Source organism: Brachyspira murdochii DSM 12563 (assembly GCF_000092845.1).
GTDB lineage: Bacteria > Spirochaetota > Brachyspiria > Brachyspirales > Brachyspiraceae > Brachyspira > Brachyspira murdochii.
The window spans coordinates 2326634-2351657 of the sequence record NC_014150.1; the positions used below are offsets into that span (position 1 = coordinate 2326634).

Annotated in this window: 27 protein-coding genes; 14 read left to right on the top strand and 13 right to left on the bottom strand. The window is 27.5% G+C overall.

All coding sequences use genetic code 11. The features are described 5' to 3' along the window. Positions 1-105: 105 nt before the first annotated feature. Positions 106-813 carry a GntR family transcriptional regulator gene (locus tag BMUR_RS10260; protein ID WP_013114492.1) on the top strand — a complete coding sequence of 236 codons (708 nt, stop codon included), beginning with the start codon at positions 106-108 and terminating at the stop codon, positions 811-813. A gap of 1 nt (position 814) precedes the next feature. On the opposite strand, the gene BMUR_RS10265 is transcribed toward BMUR_RS10260, so the two are convergent. The 8 genes from BMUR_RS10265 to BMUR_RS10295 all read right to left on the bottom strand — a co-directional run bounded on the left by BMUR_RS10265 (position 815) and on the right by BMUR_RS10295 (position 5855). Then, the gene (locus BMUR_RS10265; protein ID WP_013114493.1) at positions 815-1837 is read right to left on the bottom strand and encodes a sugar kinase; all 1023 of its coding nucleotides are present in this window, start codon (positions 1835-1837) and stop codon (positions 815-817) included. 158 nt (positions 1838-1995) lie between these two features. Then, positions 1996-2283, bottom strand: coding sequence for a thioredoxin family protein (locus BMUR_RS14505; RefSeq protein ID WP_083771116.1), 288 nt, complete (start codon positions 2281-2283; stop codon positions 1996-1998). Positions 2284-2508: 225 nt separating this feature from the next. After that, positions 2509-2823 carry a thioredoxin-like selenoprotein Sec.1 gene (sec1, locus tag BMUR_RS10275; RefSeq protein WP_222832558.1) on the bottom strand — a complete coding sequence of 105 codons (315 nt, stop codon included), beginning with the start codon at positions 2821-2823 and terminating at the stop codon, positions 2509-2511. Between the two features lie 151 nt (positions 2824-2974). Continuing rightward, positions 2975-3262: a thioredoxin family protein gene (locus BMUR_RS10280; protein WP_013114495.1), complete on the bottom strand. Its 288-nt coding sequence runs from the start codon at positions 3260-3262 to the stop codon at positions 2975-2977. Between the two features lie 40 nt (positions 3263-3302). Further along, the gene (locus BMUR_RS10285; RefSeq protein ID WP_013114496.1) at positions 3303-4313 is read right to left on the bottom strand and encodes a permease; all 1011 of its coding nucleotides are present in this window, start codon (positions 4311-4313) and stop codon (positions 3303-3305) included. Positions 4314-4450: 137 nt separating this feature from the next. Next, positions 4451-4621 (bottom strand): arsenic resistance protein, encoded by a 171-nt coding sequence (locus tag BMUR_RS15285; RefSeq protein ID WP_275041394.1) that lies wholly within the window; start codon positions 4619-4621, stop codon positions 4451-4453. 19 nt (positions 4622-4640) lie between these two features. Next, positions 4641-5513, bottom strand: coding sequence for an ACR3 family arsenite efflux transporter (gene arsB, locus BMUR_RS10290; RefSeq protein ID WP_280513011.1), 873 nt, complete (start codon positions 5511-5513; stop codon positions 4641-4643). 18 nt (positions 5514-5531) lie between these two features. Continuing rightward, complete coding sequence (locus tag BMUR_RS10295) at positions 5532-5855, bottom strand: ArsR/SmtB family transcription factor (RefSeq protein ID WP_013114497.1); 324 nt, start codon at positions 5853-5855, stop codon at positions 5532-5534. 170 nt (positions 5856-6025) lie between these two features. On the opposite strand from BMUR_RS10295, the gene BMUR_RS10300 reads away from it, so the two are divergent. Together BMUR_RS10300 and BMUR_RS10305 are read left to right on the top strand one after the other, a co-directional pair. Beyond that, complete coding sequence (locus BMUR_RS10300) at positions 6026-7051, top strand: aldose epimerase family protein (protein WP_013114498.1); 1026 nt, start codon at positions 6026-6028, stop codon at positions 7049-7051. A 37-nt stretch (positions 7052-7088) separates the two neighbouring features. Next, on the top strand, positions 7089-7724 hold the full coding sequence (locus BMUR_RS10305; RefSeq protein WP_013114499.1) for a class I SAM-dependent methyltransferase: 636 nt from the start codon (positions 7089-7091) through the stop codon (positions 7722-7724). An 87-nt stretch (positions 7725-7811) separates the two neighbouring features. Here the strand turns inward: BMUR_RS10305 and BMUR_RS10310 are convergent, their stop codons facing one another. Further along, on the bottom strand, positions 7812-9050 hold the full coding sequence (locus tag BMUR_RS10310) for an NAD(P)-dependent alcohol dehydrogenase (RefSeq protein WP_013114500.1): 1239 nt from the start codon (positions 9048-9050) through the stop codon (positions 7812-7814). Between the two features lie 751 nt (positions 9051-9801). Between BMUR_RS10310 and BMUR_RS10315 the strand changes: the two genes are divergently transcribed. Continuing rightward, positions 9802-10203, top strand: coding sequence for a tetratricopeptide repeat protein (locus BMUR_RS10315; RefSeq protein ID WP_013114501.1), 402 nt, complete (start codon positions 9802-9804; stop codon positions 10201-10203). 345 nt (positions 10204-10548) lie between these two features. On the opposite strand, the gene leuS is transcribed toward BMUR_RS10315, so the two are convergent. The 3 genes from leuS to BMUR_RS10330 form a co-directional block, all read right to left on the bottom strand. Further along, complete coding sequence (gene leuS, locus BMUR_RS10320; RefSeq protein ID WP_008727890.1) at positions 10549-13110, bottom strand: leucine--tRNA ligase; 2562 nt, start codon at positions 13108-13110, stop codon at positions 10549-10551. 469 nt (positions 13111-13579) lie between these two features. Continuing rightward, positions 13580-14104, bottom strand: coding sequence for a DUF3226 domain-containing protein (locus BMUR_RS15035; protein ID WP_322785249.1), 525 nt, complete (start codon positions 14102-14104; stop codon positions 13580-13582). Positions 14105-14167: 63 nt separating this feature from the next. Beyond that, entirely contained in the window at positions 14168-15193 is a 1026-nt protein-coding gene (locus BMUR_RS10330; RefSeq protein WP_013114503.1) for an AAA family ATPase, read from the bottom strand. A gap of 130 nt (positions 15194-15323) precedes the next feature. Between BMUR_RS10330 and hisA the strand changes: the two genes are divergently transcribed. The 10 genes from hisA to BMUR_RS10380 all read left to right on the top strand — a co-directional run bounded on the left by hisA (position 15324) and on the right by BMUR_RS10380 (position 23969). Further along, the gene (gene hisA / locus BMUR_RS10335; RefSeq protein WP_013114504.1) at positions 15324-16040 is read left to right on the top strand and encodes a 1-(5-phosphoribosyl)-5-[(5-phosphoribosylamino)methylideneamino]imidazole-4-carboxamide isomerase; all 717 of its coding nucleotides are present in this window, start codon (positions 15324-15326) and stop codon (positions 16038-16040) included. A gap of 27 nt (positions 16041-16067) precedes the next feature. Continuing rightward, the gene (locus tag BMUR_RS10340) at positions 16068-17024 is read left to right on the top strand and encodes an FkbM family methyltransferase (RefSeq protein WP_013114505.1); all 957 of its coding nucleotides are present in this window, start codon (positions 16068-16070) and stop codon (positions 17022-17024) included. 111 nt (positions 17025-17135) lie between these two features. After that, positions 17136-17642 (top strand): bactofilin family protein, encoded by a 507-nt coding sequence (locus tag BMUR_RS10345; RefSeq protein WP_013114506.1) that lies wholly within the window; start codon positions 17136-17138, stop codon positions 17640-17642. A 19-nt stretch (positions 17643-17661) separates the two neighbouring features. After that, complete coding sequence (map, locus tag BMUR_RS10350; protein WP_013114507.1) at positions 17662-18456, top strand: type I methionyl aminopeptidase; 795 nt, start codon at positions 17662-17664, stop codon at positions 18454-18456. An 89-nt stretch (positions 18457-18545) separates the two neighbouring features. After that, on the top strand, positions 18546-19376 hold the full coding sequence (locus BMUR_RS10355) for a tetratricopeptide repeat protein (RefSeq protein ID WP_013114508.1): 831 nt from the start codon (positions 18546-18548) through the stop codon (positions 19374-19376). Between the two features lie 132 nt (positions 19377-19508). Continuing rightward, the gene (locus BMUR_RS10360) at positions 19509-20441 is read left to right on the top strand and encodes a hypothetical protein (RefSeq protein WP_013114509.1); all 933 of its coding nucleotides are present in this window, start codon (positions 19509-19511) and stop codon (positions 20439-20441) included. Positions 20442-20663: 222 nt separating this feature from the next. Further along, positions 20664-21338: an L-serine ammonia-lyase, iron-sulfur-dependent subunit beta gene (gene sdaAB / locus BMUR_RS10365; RefSeq protein WP_013114510.1), complete on the top strand. Its 675-nt coding sequence runs from the start codon at positions 20664-20666 to the stop codon at positions 21336-21338. Between the two features lie 55 nt (positions 21339-21393). Beyond that, positions 21394-22275, top strand: coding sequence for an L-serine ammonia-lyase, iron-sulfur-dependent, subunit alpha (gene sdaAA / locus BMUR_RS10370; RefSeq protein WP_013114511.1), 882 nt, complete (start codon positions 21394-21396; stop codon positions 22273-22275). A 296-nt stretch (positions 22276-22571) separates the two neighbouring features. Beyond that, positions 22572-23546 carry an ankyrin repeat domain-containing protein gene (locus BMUR_RS10375; protein WP_013114512.1) on the top strand — a complete coding sequence of 325 codons (975 nt, stop codon included), beginning with the start codon at positions 22572-22574 and terminating at the stop codon, positions 23544-23546. A gap of 84 nt (positions 23547-23630) precedes the next feature. Continuing rightward, positions 23631-23969: a hypothetical protein gene (locus BMUR_RS10380; protein WP_013114513.1), complete on the top strand. Its 339-nt coding sequence runs from the start codon at positions 23631-23633 to the stop codon at positions 23967-23969. A gap of 135 nt (positions 23970-24104) precedes the next feature. Here the strand turns inward: BMUR_RS10380 and BMUR_RS10385 are convergent, their stop codons facing one another. Beyond that, complete coding sequence (locus BMUR_RS10385) at positions 24105-24806, bottom strand: hypothetical protein (RefSeq protein ID WP_013114514.1); 702 nt, start codon at positions 24804-24806, stop codon at positions 24105-24107. Positions 24807-25024 lie beyond the last annotated feature (218 nt).

Genomic DNA, 25024 nt, shown 5'->3' on the forward strand with positions numbered 1-25024 from the left:
TTATATTTTTTATTTATTTTAAATACCTTGAAGTTTATTAATAAATAATGTATGCTTATTTGATATTTTTAATAATAAATATTTTTAAGGATATACTTTGACACTATGCCTAAATCTAAAAATAATAATGCAGATAATATTATAGTACTTGAAAGAGATATCAATGAACCTATAGGGGATTATGCTGTAAGATGTTTAGAATATAATATTATGACAATGAATTTGGTACCTGGTACTTTTATAAGTGAAAAGATTATAAGTGAAATGCTATCAATAAGCAGAACGCCTATAAGAGAGGCTTTCTCCAGACTTGAGAAAATAAATTTAATAGAGATATATCCGCAAAAAGGTACTATGGTATCATTAATAGATACTTCTATTGTAGAAGAAACGAGTTTTATGAGAATGGTATTTGAAAAAGAAATAATCAAAATTGTTTGTAAGAATTTTACAGAAAAAGATATAAAACTTATAAATAAAAATATAGAAGCATATGAAAAAAATATTAACACTGATAAACTTTATGAACTTCTAGATTTGGATAATGAATTTCATAGAATACTTTTTTTTATAGCAGATAAAAAACTAACATATAATCTTATTAGGGATTCTATAAAACACTTTAATAGAGTAAGAATATTTAATATGCTGGAAATGGATAGAGGAAGAACATTAATAGAACATAAAAATATATTAGAACATATTAAAGAAAAAAATGTGAAAAAACTTCTTTCTTTAATAGAAGCTCATATTACTCATGTAAAAGATGACATGGTTTTTTTAAAAAGTAAATTTCCTGAATATTTCAAATAATTTATCTTTTTACATCAAGTCCGTCTTTAGATTTCATAAGATTTATAACCTCCTCTTTTGTAGTTAAATTCCAATCTCCGGGTATACTGTGTTTTATGCAAAAAGAAGCTGCGGCAAACTCTAATATATCCTGATAATCAGTAAATAACTGTATTCCTGAAAGTATTCCAGCAGCAAATGAGTCTCCTGTACCTATTCTATCGATAATATTTTTTATATAGTATTTTTTTGATTTGTATAAATTATTATCTTTATAGAGAAGACTGTATATGTTATTATGATTTGAGTTTATTATTTCTCTTCTTGTTGTTACTGCCATATCCAAAGAGTATTTATCTATTAATTGCTGCATAATAGATTTATAATCATTGTCGCTTATATCTGAATCAACATCTATATTGCTCTGTACGCCCAAAATTTTAACGGCATCGTATTCATTAGCAAAAACTATATCAGAATATTTTATTATTTCGGGCATTACCTCATCTATTCTTTTTCCGTATTTCCATAATTTTTTTCTATAGTTTATATCACATGATACCTTTACATTTCTTTTTTTAGCCTCTTTCACAGCATATAGTGTAAGATCGGCAGCAGTTTGGCTAATTGCTGGTGTTACTCCGCTTACATGAAAATATGATGCATCTCTAAATACTTTATCCCAATCAAAGTCTTCTATTAATGCTTGTGATATAGAAGAATATTCTCTGTCATAGATAATATTTGAACTTCTATAATTATTTCCCTGATCTACAAAATATATGCCGAGTCTTTTACCTTCCCAAGATATAGCCGAAGTATCAACCTTGTGGCTTAACAGCAACTCTTCAACTTTTTTTCCTATAACATTATCTGGAAGAGCAGTTACATATCTGCTTTTTAAACCAAATATTGAAGCTAAAACGCATATATTGGCTTCAACTCCTCCAAATGTGGCATTAAGTTTTGATGATTGAAATAATCTTTCATTGTTTGCTGATGAAAGTCTTAACATTATTTCACCGAAACCCACTATATATGACATAGAATGTCCTCTCTCCAATTATACTGACATACTACTATATTAGTAAAATAAATATGAAATGTCAATAATAAATTATAAAATTTTTTAAAAAATAAAAGAGTTTAAATATTAAAAATATTCAAACTCTCTTAATTAATAGATAATATTTTTATTTTTTATTATATATTTTCTTTTAATAAACTTATTATCTCTTCTTTGCTTAATACCTTTCCATATGAAAGCACTTTATCATCTAAAACTAAAGCAGGTGTTGACATTACACCATAAGAAGCTATTTCAGCCATATCCTCTACATACTGAACTATCAAATCTAGTTTAGCCTCTTCAATAGCAGCTATTACATTTTCTTCTAATTTTTGACAGTTAGAGCATCCAGTTCCAAGTATTTTTACTCTAGCCTCTACAGGGGACTCTTTATTTGTTTCCTCTTCACCGAAGAGATTAATGGCAGGTCCTCAGCCGCAGTTTCCGCCGAAAAAAAGATCTTTTAATGACATATGTTTCTCCTTTTATATATTAAAAATTATTCGCTTAAAGGCTCTTATCAGAGGCTCATAATTTTTAATTCGTTTTATATATTAAAAATTATTCGCTTAAAGGCATAATTTTTAATTTGTTTTATAATATTAAGAATTACAAGCTCTAAAGCTATTATTAAAATTTATATACTCTTATAATTTTTCTTTTAAAATATTTATTATTGTTTCTTTACTTAATACCTCACCATATGATACAAGCTCATCATTAACAATAAGTGCAGGCAAAGTCATAACTCCGTAATATGACATACTCCCCTTACTTTCTGTAAATTTTATAGATAAATCCAAATCCAAATCTAATATAGCATTTCTGATATTGCTAAGCATATTTAATGAAGCATCATCATCATTTCTGCCTAATAATAATATTTTTTCTATTTCTCTTTCCTCATCTTCTAGAGGATCAGGCAAACAGCCTCAGCCGAATTCTATATTTTTTTTAATCATAATTTTTTAAATACCCTTTAATTCATAATTTCTAAATACATAATATAGGTATATTGAAATAATTGCAAATTTAAAATTAAAAAAATAATACAAAAAAGGCTTAGATACAATATATATCTAAGCCTTAAATACAATTAAGAAGTATGCTTATTTATTTTACTTTATCTTTTAATAAAGCGATGATTTCATCTTTTGTAAGCACTTTTCCATATGATAATACTTTTTCATCAAGCACCAAAGCAGGAGTTGACATTACACCGTAAGAAGCTATTTGTGCCATATCCTGTACATGTCCGACACTTAAATCAATACCAATTTCTTTTACAGCTTCTAAAGCATTTTTCTCAAGTTTTTGGCAGTTTGAACAGCCGCTTCCTAATATTTTAATTCTAGCATTTGATGATGAACCACCACAGCAGCAATTTTTTTCTGATGACATAGTTTTATCTCCTTTTTTTTATTTTTTTATTATATATTATTTATACAAATAGAAAATAAAAATTATTAAATAAATATCCAATAATTATTATTCCTAAAGTTACTATACCCACAAAAAGAACAAGAAGCTGTATTTTTACTACCTTTTTTATCATAATAATTGACGGAAGTGATAAAGCAGTAACCGCCATCATAAATGATAAAATAGTTCCTATTCCAGCACCTTTATAAAATAAACTTTCAGCTACTGGAAGAGTACCAAATATATCTGCATACATTGGTATACCAACCAAAGTTGCTAAAGGAACAGAATACCAATTATTTTTTCCTAGTACAGTATTTATCCATGCTTCTGGTATAACATTATGTATAAAAGCTCCTATTCCAACTCCTATAAAAATATATAAATAAACTTTTTTTATAGTCTGCATTACCTGATTTTTTGAGTATATAATTCTATCTTTTTTTGTCATAGTCTGTATTTCTACATCTGCATTTGATTTTATATTTTTAACAAAATCTTCTAAATATCTTTCCATTTTTAGTTTGCCTATTAAAGTACCTCCTACAACAGCAAGTACAAGCCCTACAATAACATAAGCTATAGCTATTTTCATTCCAAACACACTTGATAAAAGTATTAAAGAAGCCAAATCTACAAGAGGTGAAGATATTAAAAAAGAAAATGTCATAGAAATAGGTATGCCAGCAGAGGTAAATCCTATAAATAAAGGTATTGAAGAGCATGAACAAAATGGAGTAACCGTTCCGAAAAGTGCTGCTAATATATTTGCTGATATTCCATTAAATCTGCTTAATATTTTTTTGGTTCTCTCTGGAGGAAAATAGCTTTGAATATATGATATACAAAATATGAGTACAGATAAAAGTACAAATATTTTTATAACATCATAAATAAAAAACTGTATTACTCCCTTCATTGTTTCTGATAGGGCAAAATTATTTAATATATTGCCTATCAATGTATTGAGCCATTTCATAGATATTATCTGATCCTGTATAAAAACAAATATTGATTTTATAACTAACATTTTTATAACTCCTAATTTTATTTTTTAAATTAACTTCTAAACTTTTTGTATTAAAAATATTTAGAGTAATAACATTTACCATTTATAGATAAAACACTGCATATTGATATTATGTTTTGCATTATTACCCCAATTTATTAATTTTTAAATTTATTTTTTGTTGCATTTGCTATTTTTACAAGGGTGAGCATTACAGGTACTTCTACTAATACTCCTACAATAGTAGCAAGAGCAGCTCCAGAATTAACTCCGAATAATGATACAGCCACAGCAACGGCAAGCTCGAAGAAGTTGGAAGCTCCTATCATAGCAGCAGGAGATGCTATATTATGGAGGAAGTTTTAATAAATAAGCTGCAATATAAGCTATGAAAAATATTAAAAAAGTTTGTAATATTAAAGGTATTGCTATTAGAATTATGTGTAAAGGATTTGATAATATAATGTTTCCCTGAAAGCTAAATAATAGTATTAATGTTAATAATAATCCTATCACTGTTATATTATCAAATTTATGTACAAAAATATTATTGAAATATTCTGTCCCTTTTTTAGTGCATACATAAACTCTTGTGGCGATTCCCGCTATTAGCGGTATAAGTACAAACAATACCACAGATAAAAATAGTGTATCCCAAGGTACTGTAACATTTGATATACCTAATAAGAATTTTACTATAGGAACAAATGCTATGAGTATTATTAAATCATTGGTTGCTACCTGAACAACAGTATATGATGGATTTCCTTTTGTTAAAGCACTCCATACAAATACCATAGCAGTACAAGGAGCAGCCCCCAAAAGCACAGCACCTGTCAAATATTCTTTTGCTAAATCCTCAGGTATTATATTATTTAATATAGTATAGAAAAAGAAAGATGATATAAAAAACATAGTAAAAGGTTTGATAAGCCAATTTACAGCCCAAGTTAAAAAAATACCATTCGGATTTTTGGTAACGTTTTTTATGCTTTGAAAATCTACACTCATCATCATAGGGTATATCATAAGCCATATTAATACGGCTATTGGTATTGATACATTTGCATATTCAAATTTATTTAATGTGTTTGGTATTACCTGTAAAAATTTTGATATTAATACCCCTATAATCATACATATAAATACCCACAATGTTAAATATTTCTGAAAAAAACTTATATTTTCTTTTTTTTCATCATTATTATTCATATTATCCATTATTTTATCCTCAATAATTTATTTTTCGCATTTGCATTTTGATGTGCTTTCATCATTTTTATCTGATACTATAGTTGTATAATAGCTTAATAATTTTTCTGCATTTTTTATTCCTTCTTCATTAAAACTATAATAAGTCCATTTGCCTTCTTTTCTTCCTACTACAATATTTGAATCGCAGAGTATTTTCATATGATGTGATAGTGTAGACTGTACTATATGTAATTCTTCCAAAAGTTTGCATGCACATATTTCACCATCTTTAATCATTTCTAATATTTTTAATCTATTTTCATCGCATAGTGCTTTGAATACTATTGAATTATTTTTATAATCTTGCATTTAGTCTCCTGTATTATTTTTTATTTACTGCAAACATATCGAAATATATCGATATATAGTATAGCAAACATATCGATAATTGTCAATGTGTTTTATTATTATTTTATTGAAAAAATAAGATATAATGATATAATTTATCACTAATATATAAGATATGGAGCTTTATAAATATGCAGGCTAAAAATTTTGGAAACGGTTACCTTTTGTATGAATTAAAAAATAAAAATGACATGATATTAAAACTAACAGATATAGGTGCTTCTATAACTGGAGTATTTTTTAAGGATAAAAACGGAAATGAAGTACAGGTATCATTTGGAAGCGATGATTATTCATTTTACTTAAAGCCTCATGATTATATAGGGGCTTCTGTTGGAAGGGTAGCCAATAGAACTATAAATGCCGAGTTTACTCTTGATGGGATAACATATAAATTGGCGAAAAATGATAATAATAAACATCATTTGCATGGAGGTACAGAAGGTATTTCATTTAAGAAATTTGATTCTAAAGTATTGGGAAATAACTCCGTATCATTTACATATTTTTCTCAAAACGGGGAGGAAGGATATCCTGCCAATGTGAATATTGAAATAATATATACTTTAACAGATGATAATGAAATATTAATAAATTATTTGGCAAGTGCAGATGCTCCTACACCTTTGAACTTAACTAATCATGCATATTGGAATCTTAATGGAGAAGGTGCTATATATGAGCATGATTTATTTATAGATTCTTTGTTTTATCTTCCAGTAACAGAAGAATGCGTATCAAGCGGTGAGATATTAAAAACAGAAAATACTCCTTTTGATTTTAGCAAAACAAAAAAAATAGGTGCTGATATAGAAGAAGCAAATGGTTATGATAATTGTTTTATATTCAATGAAAAAAATATCTTGTCATATACAAATGACAGCAATAATTTTAATAAATTAAGGGCTTCATGCTATAGTGAAAAAACAGGAATATGTTTAGAACTTTATACCACAAAGCCTGCTATGCATTTTTATTCTGGTAATATGCTTGATAACAGAGAGGTGAGAAATACAGTTTTGAATAAGCATAATGCTTTTTGTTTTGAGACAGAGTTTTTACCTGCTGCTGTTAATTTCCCTCATTTTCCAAGCATAATATTTGACTCTAATAAAAATTATAATCATAAGACTATGTATAAATTATTATTAAAATAAAAAATATAAAAATAAAAAAATATTTTCGGGACTATTTATGAATGACAAAAAATCAATTATAATAGAACATTACATTGAAAGGGTAAAAGATTTTAATATACCAGAATATCAGGTTTTGGACTGGGAATCACAAGATGCTCAGGAGGCTAGGTTTAAAACTTTGCTTGAGCATTTTGATATAAGAGAATCTATTTTGCTTGATGTAGGCTGCGGACTTGGACATTTGGCTGAGTATATAGATAAAAAAAATATCGACACATACTATATTGGTATAGATATAATGCCGGAGATGATTGAAAGGGCAAAAAAGAAAGTTTTTAAAAATATCAATCCTCAATTTATGACTATTGATTTTTTTAAGACTTCTGATATTGAAGATGATTTTGACTATATATATTCTTCTGGTATATTTAATCTTAATCTTGGCAACAATGAAGAGTTTTTGAAAAATGCTTTAAAAAATTTCTTGATTGCGGCAAGAAAAGGTGTATGTTTTAATCTTCTTGATATTTCCTGCAAAGAAAAATATGGAGATAAATATTATTACTATAAAAAAGATGATGTATTTAATATGGTATGTGATATAGTAAAAAATTTGGATTTAAAATGCAAGATAAAAATATCAGATGAGTATTTATCAAATGATTTTTCTGTGTTTATAGATATGCTTTAATTTTAATAAAAACAAGTAGAATATAATAGATTTTGTATTATTAAAAAATAAAGGCTGTTATCAGCCTTTATTTTGAGTAATTATTTTTTATTTGGTTATAGTACGCATGTCTATTACATATCTAAATTTTACCTTTCCGTCTATAACTTTTTTGTATGCTTCTTTTATAGTTTGAGCATCAGCTTTTATTATCTCAACTGTAGGATAAATATTATTTTCTATAGAATAGTTAAGCATTTCCTGAGTTTCTTTTATTCCGCCTATTAAAGAGCCGAATAATTTCTTACTGCCATGTTGACCTATCATAGCAGTAAGTGTAGGCATTTTTGAAGTTCTAGGAAGCCCTAATAAACACATAGTACCGCCTCTTTTTAGCATACGCATATACATGTTTACGTCATAGTATGATGGTATTGTGCTTATAATATAATTAAGAGTATTATTAACATTTTTTAAGTCTTCTGCATTATTTACATTAACGTATTTTACTGCCCCCATATTTAAAGCGTCCTCTCTTTTATCTTCTGTGATGTCAAAAACTGTAACTTCAGCACCTAGTTTTACAGCATATTTTACTGCCATATAGCCAAGTCCTCCAAATCCTGCAATACCTATTTTTTCTCCCTTTTTCACATTCATATCTTTTATAGGTGAATAAGTAGTGATACCTGCACAAAGGAGAGGAGCAGCTTTATCAAGTTCGGCATTATCTGGTATAAGTATTGCAAAGTTTTCAGATACTACTATATTGTCAGAGTATCCTCCTTGAGTTATCTCATTGCTATGAAATCTATCCCTTGAACCATAAGTATAAACCGCTCTATTTAAACAATACTGTTCCAAATTATTCAAGCAGCTTTCACATTGTCCGCATGAGTTTACCATACAGCCTACGCCAGCAAAATCTCCAACTTTAAATTTTGATGCTTTACTTCCTACTTGTACAACTCTTCCTACTATTTCATGTCCCACTACAAGCGGATTGCTGCTTGATTTACCTTCAACAACATGTATATCACTATGGCATATTCCTGCATAAAGTATTTCTATTAGTACATCATTTTCTCCAACGGCATGTCTTGTAAACTCATGATATTTAAAGTCCATATTGGCTGAAACTGCTGCAAATCCTCTTGATTTTACTCTTCCATTTGCATTGGTTTGTATATTGATTGGGGATTTTTTTAGTTCCTGATTATAAATTATATTAGAATAGCTATTTTGATTATTATTTTCAATATTTATGCTTGTTTGAGCATTTGATGAATTATTGCATGACAGTACATACAATATTGAGAGTATAGTTATTAATATAGCTTTTTTCATTTTTTTATCTCCTTCATAATAGATTTCTATAATTATATTATATCATTGAAGTAAACTCCAGAGGCAATATTTTTTATATTAGACTTGTTTCAAAACTATTTGACAACATTAAATATGAAATTATTTAATTTTTTAAATTAAAAATACTATGTTTTACATGTTGTATAAACTGTTGTTTTAGTATATAAACCTGCAGTCTTTCGCTGCCGAAGGCACGCAGAGCGGCACTCTGTGTACTTCGTAAGGGCAAAGCCACAACTATAATTAAAAAAATATTAAATTAAAAAACTATAAATATTAAGAAGTTGAGTTTTGAAACAAGTCTATTAATTTGTTAATAAAAATTTTATTCTCCCACCACCACACATTTTATATTATAATTTTTATTTGTTGTTATTATATTTTTTTATAAACTTTTACTGTTATTATAACGCCAGCCCTGGCTTTATTTAAATTTACAGTCTTTACAACGCACGTTAAACGAAATTCTAAATATAAACTAGTTATAAATTCTAATTTTGACTATATATGAAATTCAGCTTACCGTGCGTTGAATAAAGCCATAAATTTAAAAAAATTTTGGTCGGGATCTAATATATGTTTTTAAATAATGAAATCTATATAAAATTGTAATTCAAATTAAAGTAATAAATTCTAAAGTGAGGAGTTATAAAAATTTTTAAATAAAATTTTAAAATACGAAAAATTATTTATGTTATAATTATTTATCTTTATCATATAGGAGCTAGCAATGTCAATCTTCAACTATTTTTTAAAAAAGCATATAGACAAATCTAAATTAGAAAAATTTCGTTTAAAAGATTATGATAAAGCTATAAACTTTTATGAAGAAGCTTTAAAAGATAATAAAGATTTGAAAATAGATCCAAATCATATTAAATCATATAATAATAGAGGAATGATTAAATATGATATGGGTTTTTTTGAAGATGCTATTAAAGATTATGATAGAGCAATAGAACTTGATAATAATTATTTTGAAGCTTACTTTAATAGAGCAAATGCTGAATATAGTTTAAAAATGTATAAAGAGGCATTAAAAGATTATAAAAAAGCTTTGGAGTTAGATACTACTAATAATACCGTCATAGAAAATATAAAAAACATTGAAGATGAATTAGGTTTGAAATAAAATTTAATTAACTAAAAAATTTTATTCTAACTTCAACACTAGCTTTATTTAAATTTACAGCTTTTACAACGCACGTTAAATGAAATTCTAAATATAAACTAGTTATAAATTCTCATTTTGACTATATATGAAATTCAGTTTACCGTGCGTAGAAAAATATTTTTAAATTTAATAAACACTTGGGCGGGTGCTTTAATTTGTAATCAGGCTATAAAAATAATAAAAATTAAAATGTGAAAATAAAACAATAAAATATAAAGGGCGGGATGTAATTAAAGCCAAATAAAAAAGAGTAAGGATTTTTTAAGTCCATACTCTTTTTTATTATTATAAATTAATTAAATATTATTTTACAACTATGTTTACAAGCTTACCTTTAACATAAACTACTTTAACAATGTTTTTGCCGTCTGTAAACTGTTTTACTTTTTCGCTTGATAGTGCCTGAGTTTTAGCATCATCTTCGCTTATATTAATATCAGCTTCTACTCTGTCCCTTATTTTACCATTTACTTGAAATACTAATTCAAATACATCATCTTTGCAGTACTCTTCATTATGTTCAACCCAGCTTTCTTCAAGTATCATCTTACCAAAGTTTAATATCTGATAAAGCTCTTCTGTTATATGAGGAGCTATAGGATTAAGAAGTATTAAATATCCTCTTATAACCTCTTTAAACATAGCATATTCATCATCACCATTTAATTTTATTGATGACATATCATTTAAAAGCTCCATCAAAGCAGCAATTGCAGTGTTAAAATGGAATCTGTCTTTGATATCTATTGTAACTTTTTTTATAGTTTTATGATATTTTTTATAAAGATTTTTAGCTTCTTTTGATAAGTTATTATAATCAAATGATTTATTATTTTTGAATGCCTCTTCATCTTTGTATTTTAGAAATAAGTTCCAAATTCTGTTTAAAAATCTTGCAGAACCTTTAACACCCTCATCAGACCATTCTTTATCTTTTTCTGGCGGAGCAGCAAACATAACAAATATTCTAACGGCATCAGCCCCAAAAAGCTCTATAATCTCAGTAGGATCAATACCATTCGCTTTTGATTTAGACATCTTTTCCATTTTTACTATTATATCTTCTTTTTTTATACCGTCTTTTTCATATGCTTTATTATTCATCTCTTCCTGAGTATAGAATTTTTTTAGCTCTCTTGATTCATAGCTGTTTGCTAAAACCATACCTTGAGTAAGAAGTCTATTAAAAGGCTCATCTCCTTTGATAAGTCCGATATCTCTCATAAACTTGTACCAGAATCTTGAATATAAAAGGTGCATACAAGCATGCTCAATACCTCCTATATACTGGTCAACTCCAAGCCAAGCATTGGCAATAGCTGGGTCAAAAGGCATTTTATCATTATGAGCATCAGTATATCTTGCATAATACCAAGAACTGCATGTAAATGTATCCATAGTGTCAGTTTCTCTTTTTGCCTTTCCTCCGCATTTAGGACAAGTCGTATTAACGAATGACTCAGATTTTTTAAGAGGGTTATCTCCAACTGTAAACTCAATATCCATAGGAAGAGTTATAGGAAGTTCGCTTTCAGGCACAGGAACAATTCCGCATTTCTCACAATGTACAAAAGGAAGAGGATTACCCCAATATCTTTGTCTTGATATAAGCCAATCTCTAAGTTTGTATTGTACTTTCTCGCTGCCGAAACCTTTTTCTGATGCATAGCTAATTGCTTTTTTAATAGCATCTCTTGTAGAAAGTCCGTTTAAAATATCCGAATTAACAACAACTCCGTCTTCAGTATATGCTTCAGTCATGTTTTCGGCTTTCAAAGAATTATCAGCATTCTGTATAACCACTTTTACAGGTATATTATATTTTTTAGCAAATTCAAAGTCTCTTTGGTCATGAGCAGGAACAGCCATTACAGCACCGCTTCCGTATTCAGCCAAAACGAAATTAGCAGCGTATAAAGGAGCTTTTTCTTTATTGAAAGGATTAATAACATATCTTCCAGTGAATACCCCCTCTTTCTCATAATCAGTTTTTTGATCTATTTTAGCAGATTTTTTTATGAACTCTTCTACAGCATTTTTTTGCTCAGCTGTACACATATCTAAAAGTCCGTCATAATTCCAAGCTATAGCCATGTAAGTAACACCGTAAATAGTATCCGGACGGGTTGTAAATATAGGAAAATCCTTTCCGTCATCTAAAGTAAAATTAACATAAGCACCAACACTTCTTCCTATCCAGTTTTTCTGCATAGCTATAACATTATCAGGCCAGTATCCTTCAAGTAATTTTAAATCTGCGTCTAATTGTTCAGCATAATCGGTAACTTTTATATACCATTGTTCTAATTTCTTTTTAGTAACTTCTCCGTCGCATCTCCAGCAAGTTCCTTCAGGAGTAACCTGCTCATTAGCAAGAACTGTATTACAATGATCGCACCAGTTAACGTCTCCGCCTTTTCTGTATAGAAGACCTTTCTCATACATTTTTAATATAAACCATTGTCCCCATTTATAATAGTCAGGTAGACAAGTAGTAACTTCTCTGTCCCAATCATAAGAGTATCCAAGTAAGTTTAACTGCTCTTTCATGTTAGCAATATTTTTTAAAGTCCATTCTGCTGGGTGAGTTTTATGTTCTATAGCAGCATTTTCTGCAGGCATACCAAAAGCGTCCCAACCCATAGGATGCAAGATATCATATCCTAAAAGCCTATAGTATCTAGCTATAGAGTCAGCTATAGTATAGTTAGAAACATGCCCCATATGCATTTTACCAGACGGATAAGGAAACATTTCCAGTACATAGTATTTTTTGTCTGTAGGTTTAGATACTGTTTTAAAAGAATTATTATCTTTCCAGAATTTCTGCCATTTCTTTTCAATGGTAGTAAAATTATATTCCATAATTAACACTCCGTAGTTTGATACTATTTATTAATAAAAAATTAATTTATTATTTACATATTTTTATGACAAAAATTATATTGCAAAACTCTATATTTTTCAAGTGATAATATTATTTTAAATTTATTGCACACTACACTATTTATTTTTTATGATTTTTATAATTAACTCTCTTAAAGTTTTTACTCAACAATATAAATAAATTTAATAATTTATTATAAACTGCCCACCCTTTATATTTTATTGTTTTATTTTGTAATTTTAATTTTTATTGTTTTTATAGTTCAATCAGAAATTTTAGCACCCACCCAAGAGTTTATTAAATTTAAAAATCTACTCTACGCACGTTAAGTGTAATCTTATATATAATCAAAATTAGAAAGCACAATTAAATTATATTTTTAATTTCATACTGCGTGCGGTGAATTTAGATATTACAATAGATTTTTATAGAGTTAGTATACAAATTTTATATATTTAAATTTTTACTTAATAAGTATTTATCAAAAAAATTTTTTAATGGGCTTATATAATTATCAGATATGTTCCAAATTTCATTATTTGTATAATTTCTTTTATCATCTTTAATTTCTTTTTGATTATATCCTTTTATTGATTCTAAATAAGCATATATTTTTGCTTTGTTTACTGGTATATTAGTATTATCCAATTTTTCTATGCATCTTATATAATTATCAAAACAATTCATTATTTCTTTTCTTACAGCAATATTAATAAGCATATTTTCTAAATTTCCGTTATCTTTATTATTTGGAAATAAAAATATATCATCATCAGCAATATAATTTTTTAGGTTAATTTTTATATTATTCATAGAACTTTTTATATCATTATCAGCATCAAATATAACAATTAATCTATAATTATCATCAATGTATTTTTTTATATTAATAACTTTATTTTCATTAAAATCTTTACCGCCATTTATTTCTATTTTTATATTGTTATTTATATAATTATAATGATATTTAATATAATTCTAAAAACTTTTTGTCGGCTTTACCTTCAACTAATATTAAATATTTTTGCTTCATAATCAGTACCTTATATCAGAATCATTTTCAAGCAGCTCTTTGATACAATGTGTATCATAGTTATAAGATTGAAAACCTTTAGTTTCTGTATTCACTATATTTATAACATTTATAGTATCTTTTATATCTTCAAACTCATCAATAACTATTTCAGATAAAAATTTTAATACTTCATAGCTATGTGTTGTAAAGAACATTTGTATATCATTATTTTTGCTTAGATTTAATATGCTTCTTAATAAATGCTTTATAGTTTTATGATGCAAACCATTTTCCATTTCATCAACTAAAATGGTATTATATTTATTTGTTATTATAGGCAGTATAATAGATAAATATTTTTTTAATCCATCACCCATCAAATTTAATAATACTAATTCATTTATACCATTGATATTAATGTATATATCATTTTTTAGTATATTAATTGCTTTTATGTCTTTATTGAAAAATGAAATCATTTTTAGTAATTCTTCTTCATTTTTATTTTTTAATATTTCAATTAAATAGTTAACTAATAAATTATATTCTATTATATTAGGTATATATGCTTCTCTTTTATTATCTGTATTTTCAGTTTTTCTGTTCATCATAAATATAGTATTATTAATGTTAGGTATTGTTATTTTTTTTTCTTCTATGGTATTAGAATGTTCATCAATAATAATTATATTATAATTTAATTCAATATTATCATCATTAATTATTTTTTCATCTTTAAATATTGGGCTTATATTTATATTATAGCTTTTATTATCATATTTAGTATAATGTAAATTTATATTGTTATTATAGTCAAAATTATGGAATAGAGTTCGTATTTCAGCTTTATTATCTGTGAATCTATTTATAGCTTTTATATTTTCAATTATCTTGATACGGGATTCTGATAAAGTGAGCATTAAGGCTTCAAGTATACTTGTTTTACCGCAGTTATTTTTACCTACCAAAAAATTTATTTTTTTTATATTGTCTATTTTTAATTTATCAAAACCTCTGAAATTTTCTATATATAAATCTTTAATCATAATAAATCCATAAATTGAGATTATTATTAAATATCGGAGTTTGAAATAAAAAAATTCAGTTTATTAATTTTTATAATTATAATTATATGATATAATTATTTTATTATTTTATAAAATTAGAGGAATTAAAATGTATATACTGCCAGCAATAGACTTGAAAAACGGAGAAGTAGTAAGACTTGTTGAGGGAGATTATAATAATAAAACAACTTATTTTAAAGACCCTTTGGAAGTGCTGGATTTTTTTGTAGAAAGCGGAAGTGAGTATCTGCATGTTGTTGATTTGGACGGTGCTAGCGATGGAGAGACAATTAATTTTAAAACAATAGAAAAAATAATAAAAAGATGCAGTTTATTTGTAGAAGTAGGCGGCGGTATAAGAAATGAGGATACTATAAAAAGGTATTTAGATATAGGTGTAAAAAGAACTATACTAGGTACTGCTGCTGTTGAAAATATAGATTTTACAGAAAGTATGATTAATAAATATAAAGATAATATAGCAGTTTCTATAGATTCAAGAGACAGAATGATAGCAGTAAAAGGCTGGAAAGAGATTAAGAGACATGATTCTGTAGAGTTTTGTATTAAGCTTGATAAAATGGGTATTGATACTATCATATATACAGATATTTCAAAAGACGGAAAACTTTCTGGTACTAATTTAGAAATATATAAAGAGTTAAGAGAAAAACTTTACTGTAATATTATAGCTTCAGGAGGAGTTACTTTTGAGGAGGAGATTATAAAATTGAGAGATATGAATATTAATGGTGCTATAGTAGGCAAGGCTATATATGAGGGGAAAATGGATTTAAAAAATATAATTAATATTTCAAAAAAATAATTATATTATTTTGCAGGTATATTTCTTATGAAAGATATAATGGAATTATTAGAAAAGTGCAGAAATACAGTAAAAAATAAATTCACTATAGAAGAAATAGAAAAAATAGAAGAGAGCGATAATTTTATAAAAGCTATGATTGAAACTAATAATTTTAATATTTTTTATAATATGCTTAATGAAGATTATTCAAAAATGTTATTTGAGAAAATAGTAAGATACAGATATATGCTGTCATTTTACAGAGATGTTCATATGAATTTTAAGAAAGAAGTATTATTTAGTTTTAAATACGGAGTTATTTCTGTGTATGATTGGATTATGAAGATGATTTCTTTTTTAATTTTTGATAGGAAATATTATCCTAAAGAAATAGGAGCATTTGCCTTATTTCATATATTTAAGATGAATCAATATAATGTTTTGGATATTTTTGAAGCTGCTAATGATAGTATTGTATTTGATGTAGGGGCTTGGAAGGGGGATACTGCTTATTTCTTTTCTAAAAGATGTAATAGTAATGCTAAAATATACGCTTTTGAGCCGGATAAAAATGCTTTTTGTACTTTAAAATCGATAAGAGAAAAATATAATTTGAGTAATGTTATACTTGAAAATATTCTTTTTTCTAATAAAAATGAGACAGTTGATTTTATATCTATGACTCCCAATATCCCTTCTGTTAAGATGAGTGCTGTTACAATAGATGAATTTGTAAAAAATAATAATATAGAAAGAATAGATTATTTAAAAATGGATGTTGAAGGTGCTGAGATGAATATACTTAAAGGGGCAGTGAATACAATTAAAAGTTTAAGACCTTCGCTTGCTATTGCAATTTATCATGGAGGTGAGCTTTTTATGGAAGATTTTTATAAGGTTCCAATATTTATAAAAGAGATAACAGAAAATTATGAATATTATATAAGAACATTTGCTCCTTGGGGCGGCGAGACAGTGATTTTTTGCAAACCTAGAAAATAGAAAAAATAATAAAAATATGTTATACTATTATAGCAGAGCTTACTAATTGATGATATTGACTTTTTATAAGTATCTTATAAAATCAAACTATATATTTAGGAGATTAAATTTATGGCAAAAAGAGATATGATAAACAGCGTTATAGGAGACGGCTCATCATTTAAAGGCACTTTTATTGTTAAAGGTTCTTTTCAAATAGACGGCAAATTTGAAGGTGAATTGAAAATAGACGGTCATTTAGTTATAGGTCCTAACGGTAAAGTAAAAACAAGTACAATTATTACAGAAAGTATTACAATAGCAGGCACTTTGATTGGAAATATTGATGCCAGAAGAGAGGTAATATTAATAGAAACAGGAAGAGTTTTAGGAAATATAGAAGCTCCTAAAATAGATGTAGGCGAAGGTGCTGTTATACAGGGTGAAATGACTATTACAGGCGGTCAGAAAAAAGATATTTCAAAAGTTGTTGAAGAATCGTTTACCGGAGTAAAAATAGAGGATAACTCTTTTGATACTAGTAATACTTCATCTGTTAATTTAGAAAGTAATAATACATCAGCTGCAGAGAATAATAGCTTTAACAGCAATTCTCAAAACAGCAGCAGTATTTTTTGATTGATAAAGGTATATAAAAATGGCTATAAAAATAAAAACTCCAGCTGAAATTAATTTAATGCGTGAAAGCGGTCATATATTAGCTAATGTATTTAAAGAAGTGGAAAAGATTGTTCAGCCGGGTATTTCAACAAAAGAGATAGATAAGTTTGTGTATGATTATATAAGAAAGCATAATGCCAAACCTTCATTTAAAGGTTATGGTAATCCTCCTTTCCCCGGTTCTATATGTTCTTCTATTAATAATGAAGTAATACATGGAATACCGAGCAAAAAGAAAATATTAAAAGACGGCGACATAATAGGTCTTGATATAGGCGTATATTATAAAGGCTATCATTCAGACAGAGCATTTACTTTTAAAGTAGGAAATGTATCTGAAGAGGCTTCAAGGCTTATTGATAAAACTATGGAGTCATTTTTTAATGGTGTTAAACAAATTAGAAATGGTATTCATTTGGGTGATGTTTCTTATGCCATACAAAAAACGGCAGAAGATGCAGGTTATTCTTTAGTAAGAGAGTTTCAAGGTCATGGAGTAGGTGCTAATTTGCATGAAGAGCCTGCTGTACCTAATAGAGGAAAGCAGGGTACTGGACCTATACTTAAAACTAATATGGTTATAGCAATAGAACCTATGGTTAATATGGGACATCATGCTATACTTATAGAAGACGATGATTGGACTATTATCACTAGAGACGGCTCATTATCCGCACATTATGAACATACAGTAGCTGTAAAAGAAGATGGGGTAGAAATACTCACAGCTTTGGAAGATGATGAAATAGTAAAAAAGTATATGAATAGTTAATATATTTAAAGCAAAAATTATATAATGTAAAAATTATATTATACCGATAAATATTTATATAATAATATTTATTTTGATGTAGCTTATTTATGAAACGTATATTTTTAATATTTAATATATTGGTACTTAGCACTTTATATGTATATGCACAAGGTCAGTCGCTTAATGTTCCAAACAGAACAGCTGATACAGTTAGAACTGCTACAATAGATACAAATATGTATAGTTCATTATTTAACGGAAAATTGGAGCCTGCTTGGGTATATATAGGCGAGGCTAAAAGAGCGATATATAACGGTGATATTCCTTATGCTTTATACATTATGAATAAAACTGTAATGTATTATCCTGACAGTGCTGATGCTCATTATTTTTTGGGCTTAATATATGAAAAAGAAGGCGGTAATCCTGCAGAGCAAGGCGGTGCTGCTTCTTACCGCTTGGCTATAGAAGAGTACAGAAAGGCCATTAATTTAGCTACTAATCTTACAATACCTGCTTACAAATTGGACGCTTATTTCAGTCTTCTTTATATTTATGAAAAGTTAATCGATGAAAATAATTATGCCAATATAGAAAAAGAAATTATTGCTATGGCTGAAAATACTTATATAGCGAAAGAAAAAGGAAGAATATATTTCAGATTAGCAGAGCATTACGGCAATAGAAACAGAGGTACAGCTGTAATTGATTATTACAGACAGTCTTACCTTAATGGATACAGACAAAAATTATCTCTTTTTAGAATGTCTTTAATTTACAGAAGAATGCGTAATTATGTTCAGGAAAAAGAGACTTTGACTCTTGCAAGCAAATATAGTTTTGATAATGTAGAACCTAGTAATTTTGAAGTAGAAAAAGCCATAGTTCAAAGATTAGAGGCTTTGAAGAATGTCAGAATACCTAAAAAATTGAATTAATAGTATTATATATAAATGAGGCAGTGATAATTTTTTATCATTGCCTTTTTATTTGCATAAATATATATTGTTAAAAAGTCTTTATTATATTATTATATACCAATTCAAAATAATAAAAATAGAGAAATAAAAATGAAACCGATTATTTTATCATTAATGCTTTTATTTATATCAGCATTATTTTTATATCCTCAGGAAAATGAATTAAATAATAATAATGAACTAAATTATCTATCAGATGATTATACTTTTACTAATCCTTTTCGTATATATAGTGTTGATAAATATTATATGGGCTGGCAGGATCCTAGGGCATTTATAGGACGTATATTATTTGGAAAAAATTTTAATGTAGAAAATAATTTATCGCTTATAGCCCCAGATGCTAATTGGGATTTTAAATCGATATCAGTATATGTAGAGGGCCGCCTTGCAAGTGAGATAATGTTTTACAGAAATAAATATTTTTCTGTAGGTATGGGCGGAGCTATGGAGATATCTATACTTGGAAGAAACAGCGGATTATTTGATGTATATGATTTTTCAGGGCAATTTATGGTATTTGCCGACCTTTGGCTTCAGAATCTTGTAGGCATTAATATGAAAATAAGATTTATACCAATGTATCATCAGTCAACACATTTGGTAGATGGTTTTAAGGGAGATACTTCAATAAAAAGCGGAAGCAGTTATGAATTCGCCTCTATAGCAGTTTATTATTATATTAAAAATTTCAGTATATATTTGGGTTCTGAAATTTCATATAATGCTGTAGGAAACAGTCCTCAATTATTTAGAATACATACAGGGCTTGATTATAGATTTCCTTTATATAAAGATCAAATCAGCTTAATAACAGGCATAAATATTGCAGCTATTTTGGACAAAAAAGATAGATTAGGTCTTATAAAAGATCCTTGGCATGCTGCTGTTAATTTCGGACTTGGTGTAGAGTTTTACAGATATGCTGTAGCTTTGAAAGTAGGATACGGTAAGCCTAGAGGGGCTTCAAGCTATTTTGGTTATGAGACTAAAGTGGGACTTGAAATAAGTTTATTATTTTAATTTCTTTTATAAAATAAATATTTTTATTTGTATATTCTTAAGTATATTATAATATAATAAATATTACTAAAAAATACTATATAAAGTAAATAATATTTGAAAAATTAATAATTTATTAAAAAAATTTTATTATTTTTTATTATTTTTGCTAATAAAATAAATAATGTGTTACAAAAATCGTTTATATATGTTAAATTATAGTTAAATAAATGGAGGAAAATTATGGCTACATTATTTGATATAATAGGTCCTGTGATGATAGGTCCTTCAAGTTCGCATACCGCTGGAGCTTGCCGTATAGGAAAACTTGCCAAAAAAATTTTGGGTGAGGACGTAAAAGAAGCAAAAATTTATCTTCATGGTTCTTTTGCTTTAACTTGGAAAGGTCATGGTACGGATAAGGCTATTTTGGCTGGGCTTTTAGGATTTGAAACAGATGATCCTAGACTTAGAGATAGTTACAATCTTGCTGAGAAGGCTAATCTCAAATATGAATTTATACCTACAACTTTAAGAGATGCTTTTCACCCTAACAGTGTTTATATTGAAGCTAAAGGGGAAAGTAATGAGATTAATATTTTAGCTTCATCTATTGGAGGAGGTTTGATAGTATTAGATAAGGTAAATGGTATAGAGGTTCATTATAAGGGTGATTTTCCTACTATTGCTATAGTTAACAAAGATATACCTGGTATTATTGCTCAAGTTACTTCTATTATATTTGAAAATGATATTAATATTGAAAATATGAATGTAACACCGCAGTTTGAAGGTCCTAATAAGGGATATGCTATTATTGTTATAGGTATGACTGATGTTATATCTAAAGAGATAGAAGAAAAAATAAGAAGTATAAAAAATATAAGGGATTTTGTATTTTTGGATAAATTGTATTAAAGAGTATTTTTAGATATAGATAATAAAAAAATATATATACGGAGAATAATATAGTATGGATATAAAATCTATAGAATCATTGGTAGCTATGGCTAATGAACAAAATAAAAAAATAAGCGATATAGTAATAGATATAGAAGCTAAAGCCCAGAAAACGGACAGGCAGTCAATAATAGATAAGATGACTAGTTATTATGATATAATGAAAGAGTCTGTTGAAAATGGGAAAAGAGATAAATTTAATTTTGTAACAGGTTTGCAAAATGAATGTGTTGATATAGTAGAGAAATTTTATAAAGCTAAAAAAAGTATATTAGGAGAGACTGTAGGTGAGGTAGTAACTGCTGCAATGGCTGTTAGCGGCTATAATGCTTGCATGGGTAAAATTATAGCAGCCCCTACTGCAGGAAGCTGCGGAATAATGCCTGCGGTACTTACAGTATGTGAAAATAGAGGATACAAAAAAGAGGATATCGTAAAATCAATGTTTACTGCAGCTGGTCTTGCTGATATTATAGCACAGATTGCTACATTTGCAGGTGCTGGCGGCGGCTGTATGGCTGAATGCGGAAGTGCTGCTGCTATGGCTTCATCTGCTTGTGCTGAGATTATGGGCGGAACTCCTGAAGAATGTGCTCATGCTTTTGCTTTATCATTATCGGCTGTGCTTGGTCTTATATGCGATCCTGTGGCAGGATTTGTTGAGGTGCCTTGTATGGGTAAGAATGTTATGTCTGCTGTTCATGCTATTGTATCAGCTGAGCTTGCTTGTGCAGGATTTAAGAGTGTTATACCTCCTGATGAAGTTGTGCTTGCAATGAAAGAGGTTGGTGATGGTATGGACGAAAGATTTAAAGAAACTGCTAAGGGAGGACTTGCCAATACTCCTACTGGGCGTGCTATTGCTGAAAAACTTTTGGGAAGAATAAATAAATAATATTTATAAATATTTTTAGGTCTGCTGTATTTGGCAGACCTTTTTTATTGATTGTTTATTTTAATAGTTATTAAGTGGTTAAAAAAAACTGGTATTTGTTTTTGAGCAGAGTTTGTGCAGGCATCAGTTTTGATTAAGTTAATATAGTGTTATGACAAAAGTTAGTAATACATTTGCAAAAGCGTGAAATTTACAAAATAAAAAATTAATTATTAAATAAGTATAATATAATTTCTTGATATAATGTATAAGTTATGTTAATATATTAATATACAATAAGCTGTACGGAGATTATTATGAAAGTTATCATGCTATTATTTTTGATGTTTGTACTGTCATGCTCACAAAATTCTAATATTAACACTGATAGAAATACGCAGACTGATGAAGATGCTGTTATAGATGATAATATAGTTCATGATATGTCTTTAGAAGAGGCTTTAGCTGAGTATGATGAGAGACCTTGCATTGACATAATAAAAAATTTGATTTCTTCCGGTAATATTAATAATACTCTTACAGAAACTACAAATATAGTAAATACAGAAGATACAGAATATGATCTTAGCGTTACTTTTGATGAGGGTACTACAGCTTTAATGATAGCTTCTTACTATGGATATGCTGATTTGGTAAATGCTCTTATACAAAATAATGCTGATGTAAATTTAAAAAATAAAAGAAATTATACGGCACTTTTATATGCTACGGATATATGGGCTAGACAGGGTATTGGAATATATGACAGTAATTATAATGTTGTTGAGCTTTTAGTAATGAATGATGCTGATATTAATGCTGTTAATAATTATGGCTGGAGTCCTTTATTTTTTGCTGCTGACAATTCTAATTCTGATATAGTTGCGTTTTTATCAGATAATGGGGCTAATATTAATTTGGTATCTGATGAGGGAATAACTCCTCTTTTAATAGCTAATGATGTTGAAAGTGTGAAAATTTTATCTAAAACTACTAATATAAATAAAGCTAATGCATCAGGGGTAACTCCGTTAATAGCTTTTTCAGGACGCGAGATATCAATAGAAGCTATTAGTATTTTGCTTGAAAATGGTGCTGATGTTAATAAAATAGATAAAGACGGAGAGACTGCCCTTTCTACCGCTATAGAAAATAGTAATTTTGAGGCGGCTTTGCTTCTTATTAATAATAATGCTAATCCTAATTTGGCTAAGAAAAAAGCTAAAGAACTTGCGGGTATTGCAAGAGAGTTAGGTGATGAAGAGGTGGCTTCTATATTGGATAAATATTAAATATTTTGACAATTTGGTTTATTTTGCTATATTTATTACATATAAGTAAATATAATAAATTTATAATATTACGGAGTTTTTATAATGTTTGACAACAATGTTCATTATATAAGAAAAGAGTTAGAATCAATCTATACTATTATAGTAGAGAATTTAGGAAAAGAATTGCTTAATACTGAAATCAGACGCTTGGAATATGAGCCTAAGATGGATAGAATTAATATTAATAACTTTATATTTATAAGACTTACTTTTGAAAATGAATATGATCATAAAGAACTATACTATGATATATATATTGAAGATGAAGACGGACATGATGTTGAGAGAGCTTTAATTAGTGTGGAAAAACCTTTTTCTAAGGTTGTTGATAAAATAGATTATTTGGTAAAATTAAATTATCAAGCTAATAATGATGATTAATAGTTATTATTGTATTCAATAAACTTTTATCTTTAAACTTTTAATTGATTTAAGTGGTTAGATGAAACTTTATATAAAAAATAAGGAGGCACAAAAGCCTCCTTATTTTTTATATTATTTTGACAGCTATTTTTATTAGTTTAATGCTTTAGTAGAAAGTACAAATTTATCTTCTCTGTATCTTTGAGTATTTCCGCTTATTATATCTGTTAATGCTTCCATTACTTCTTTTTCACTATCACCATCAACTATATATAAAGTATCTCTGTCAACTAGGTAATATCCTTCATATTCTGTATCATTATCATATCTTTCTTTATTTTGAACTATGCAGGCATTTCTATTTTTTTTATCATCTTGAACATTAAGAGTAACATCGTCAACCCATACTAATGTAGAATATTCATCTCTTCCGTCAATTCTTCCATTTTCATATTCTCTTTTACATATTTCAGATGCACTATTGAATAAGATAAACTCTTCTTCAGTTTCTAATCTTCCGTCATCATAATCTTCTTCAGACTGATACCAAGTAGTAGAATATAGTCTGTCTAATAAACTGTATCCTTCAGGAGTTTGAGTATTTCCAGAAGATGTATTATCATTTGCTGAAGATGTGTTATTGTCAGATGTATTATTTGCTTTAACAGATGCATTTATTGCTAAAGATTGAGTTCTTCCGTCCCAATTAGCCAATAAAGTACCTTCTTTAACATTTTTATCATCGCTTGGGACTATAGTTGTTAATGGTTTATCTCCTATTGTAGGAGCTTGATTGCTGTTACAAGAGACTACTAACGCAGATAAAATACTTAATATTAATATTATTTTTTTCATAAATATTATGACCTCATTTTATTATTATTTTTAATATAAGTATAACATAATTTTCAAAAAAGTGTAAAAAAAATTTATTTTTAGTATTGTTTTTTAAATTTTTTTTATATATTTAATAACATAGTAAATTATAATTACATAGTTGTATGATTATATTATCTAAAAAATTATAAAAAATAATAGTTTTTATTATAATGATAATAATTATTTTTGACAAT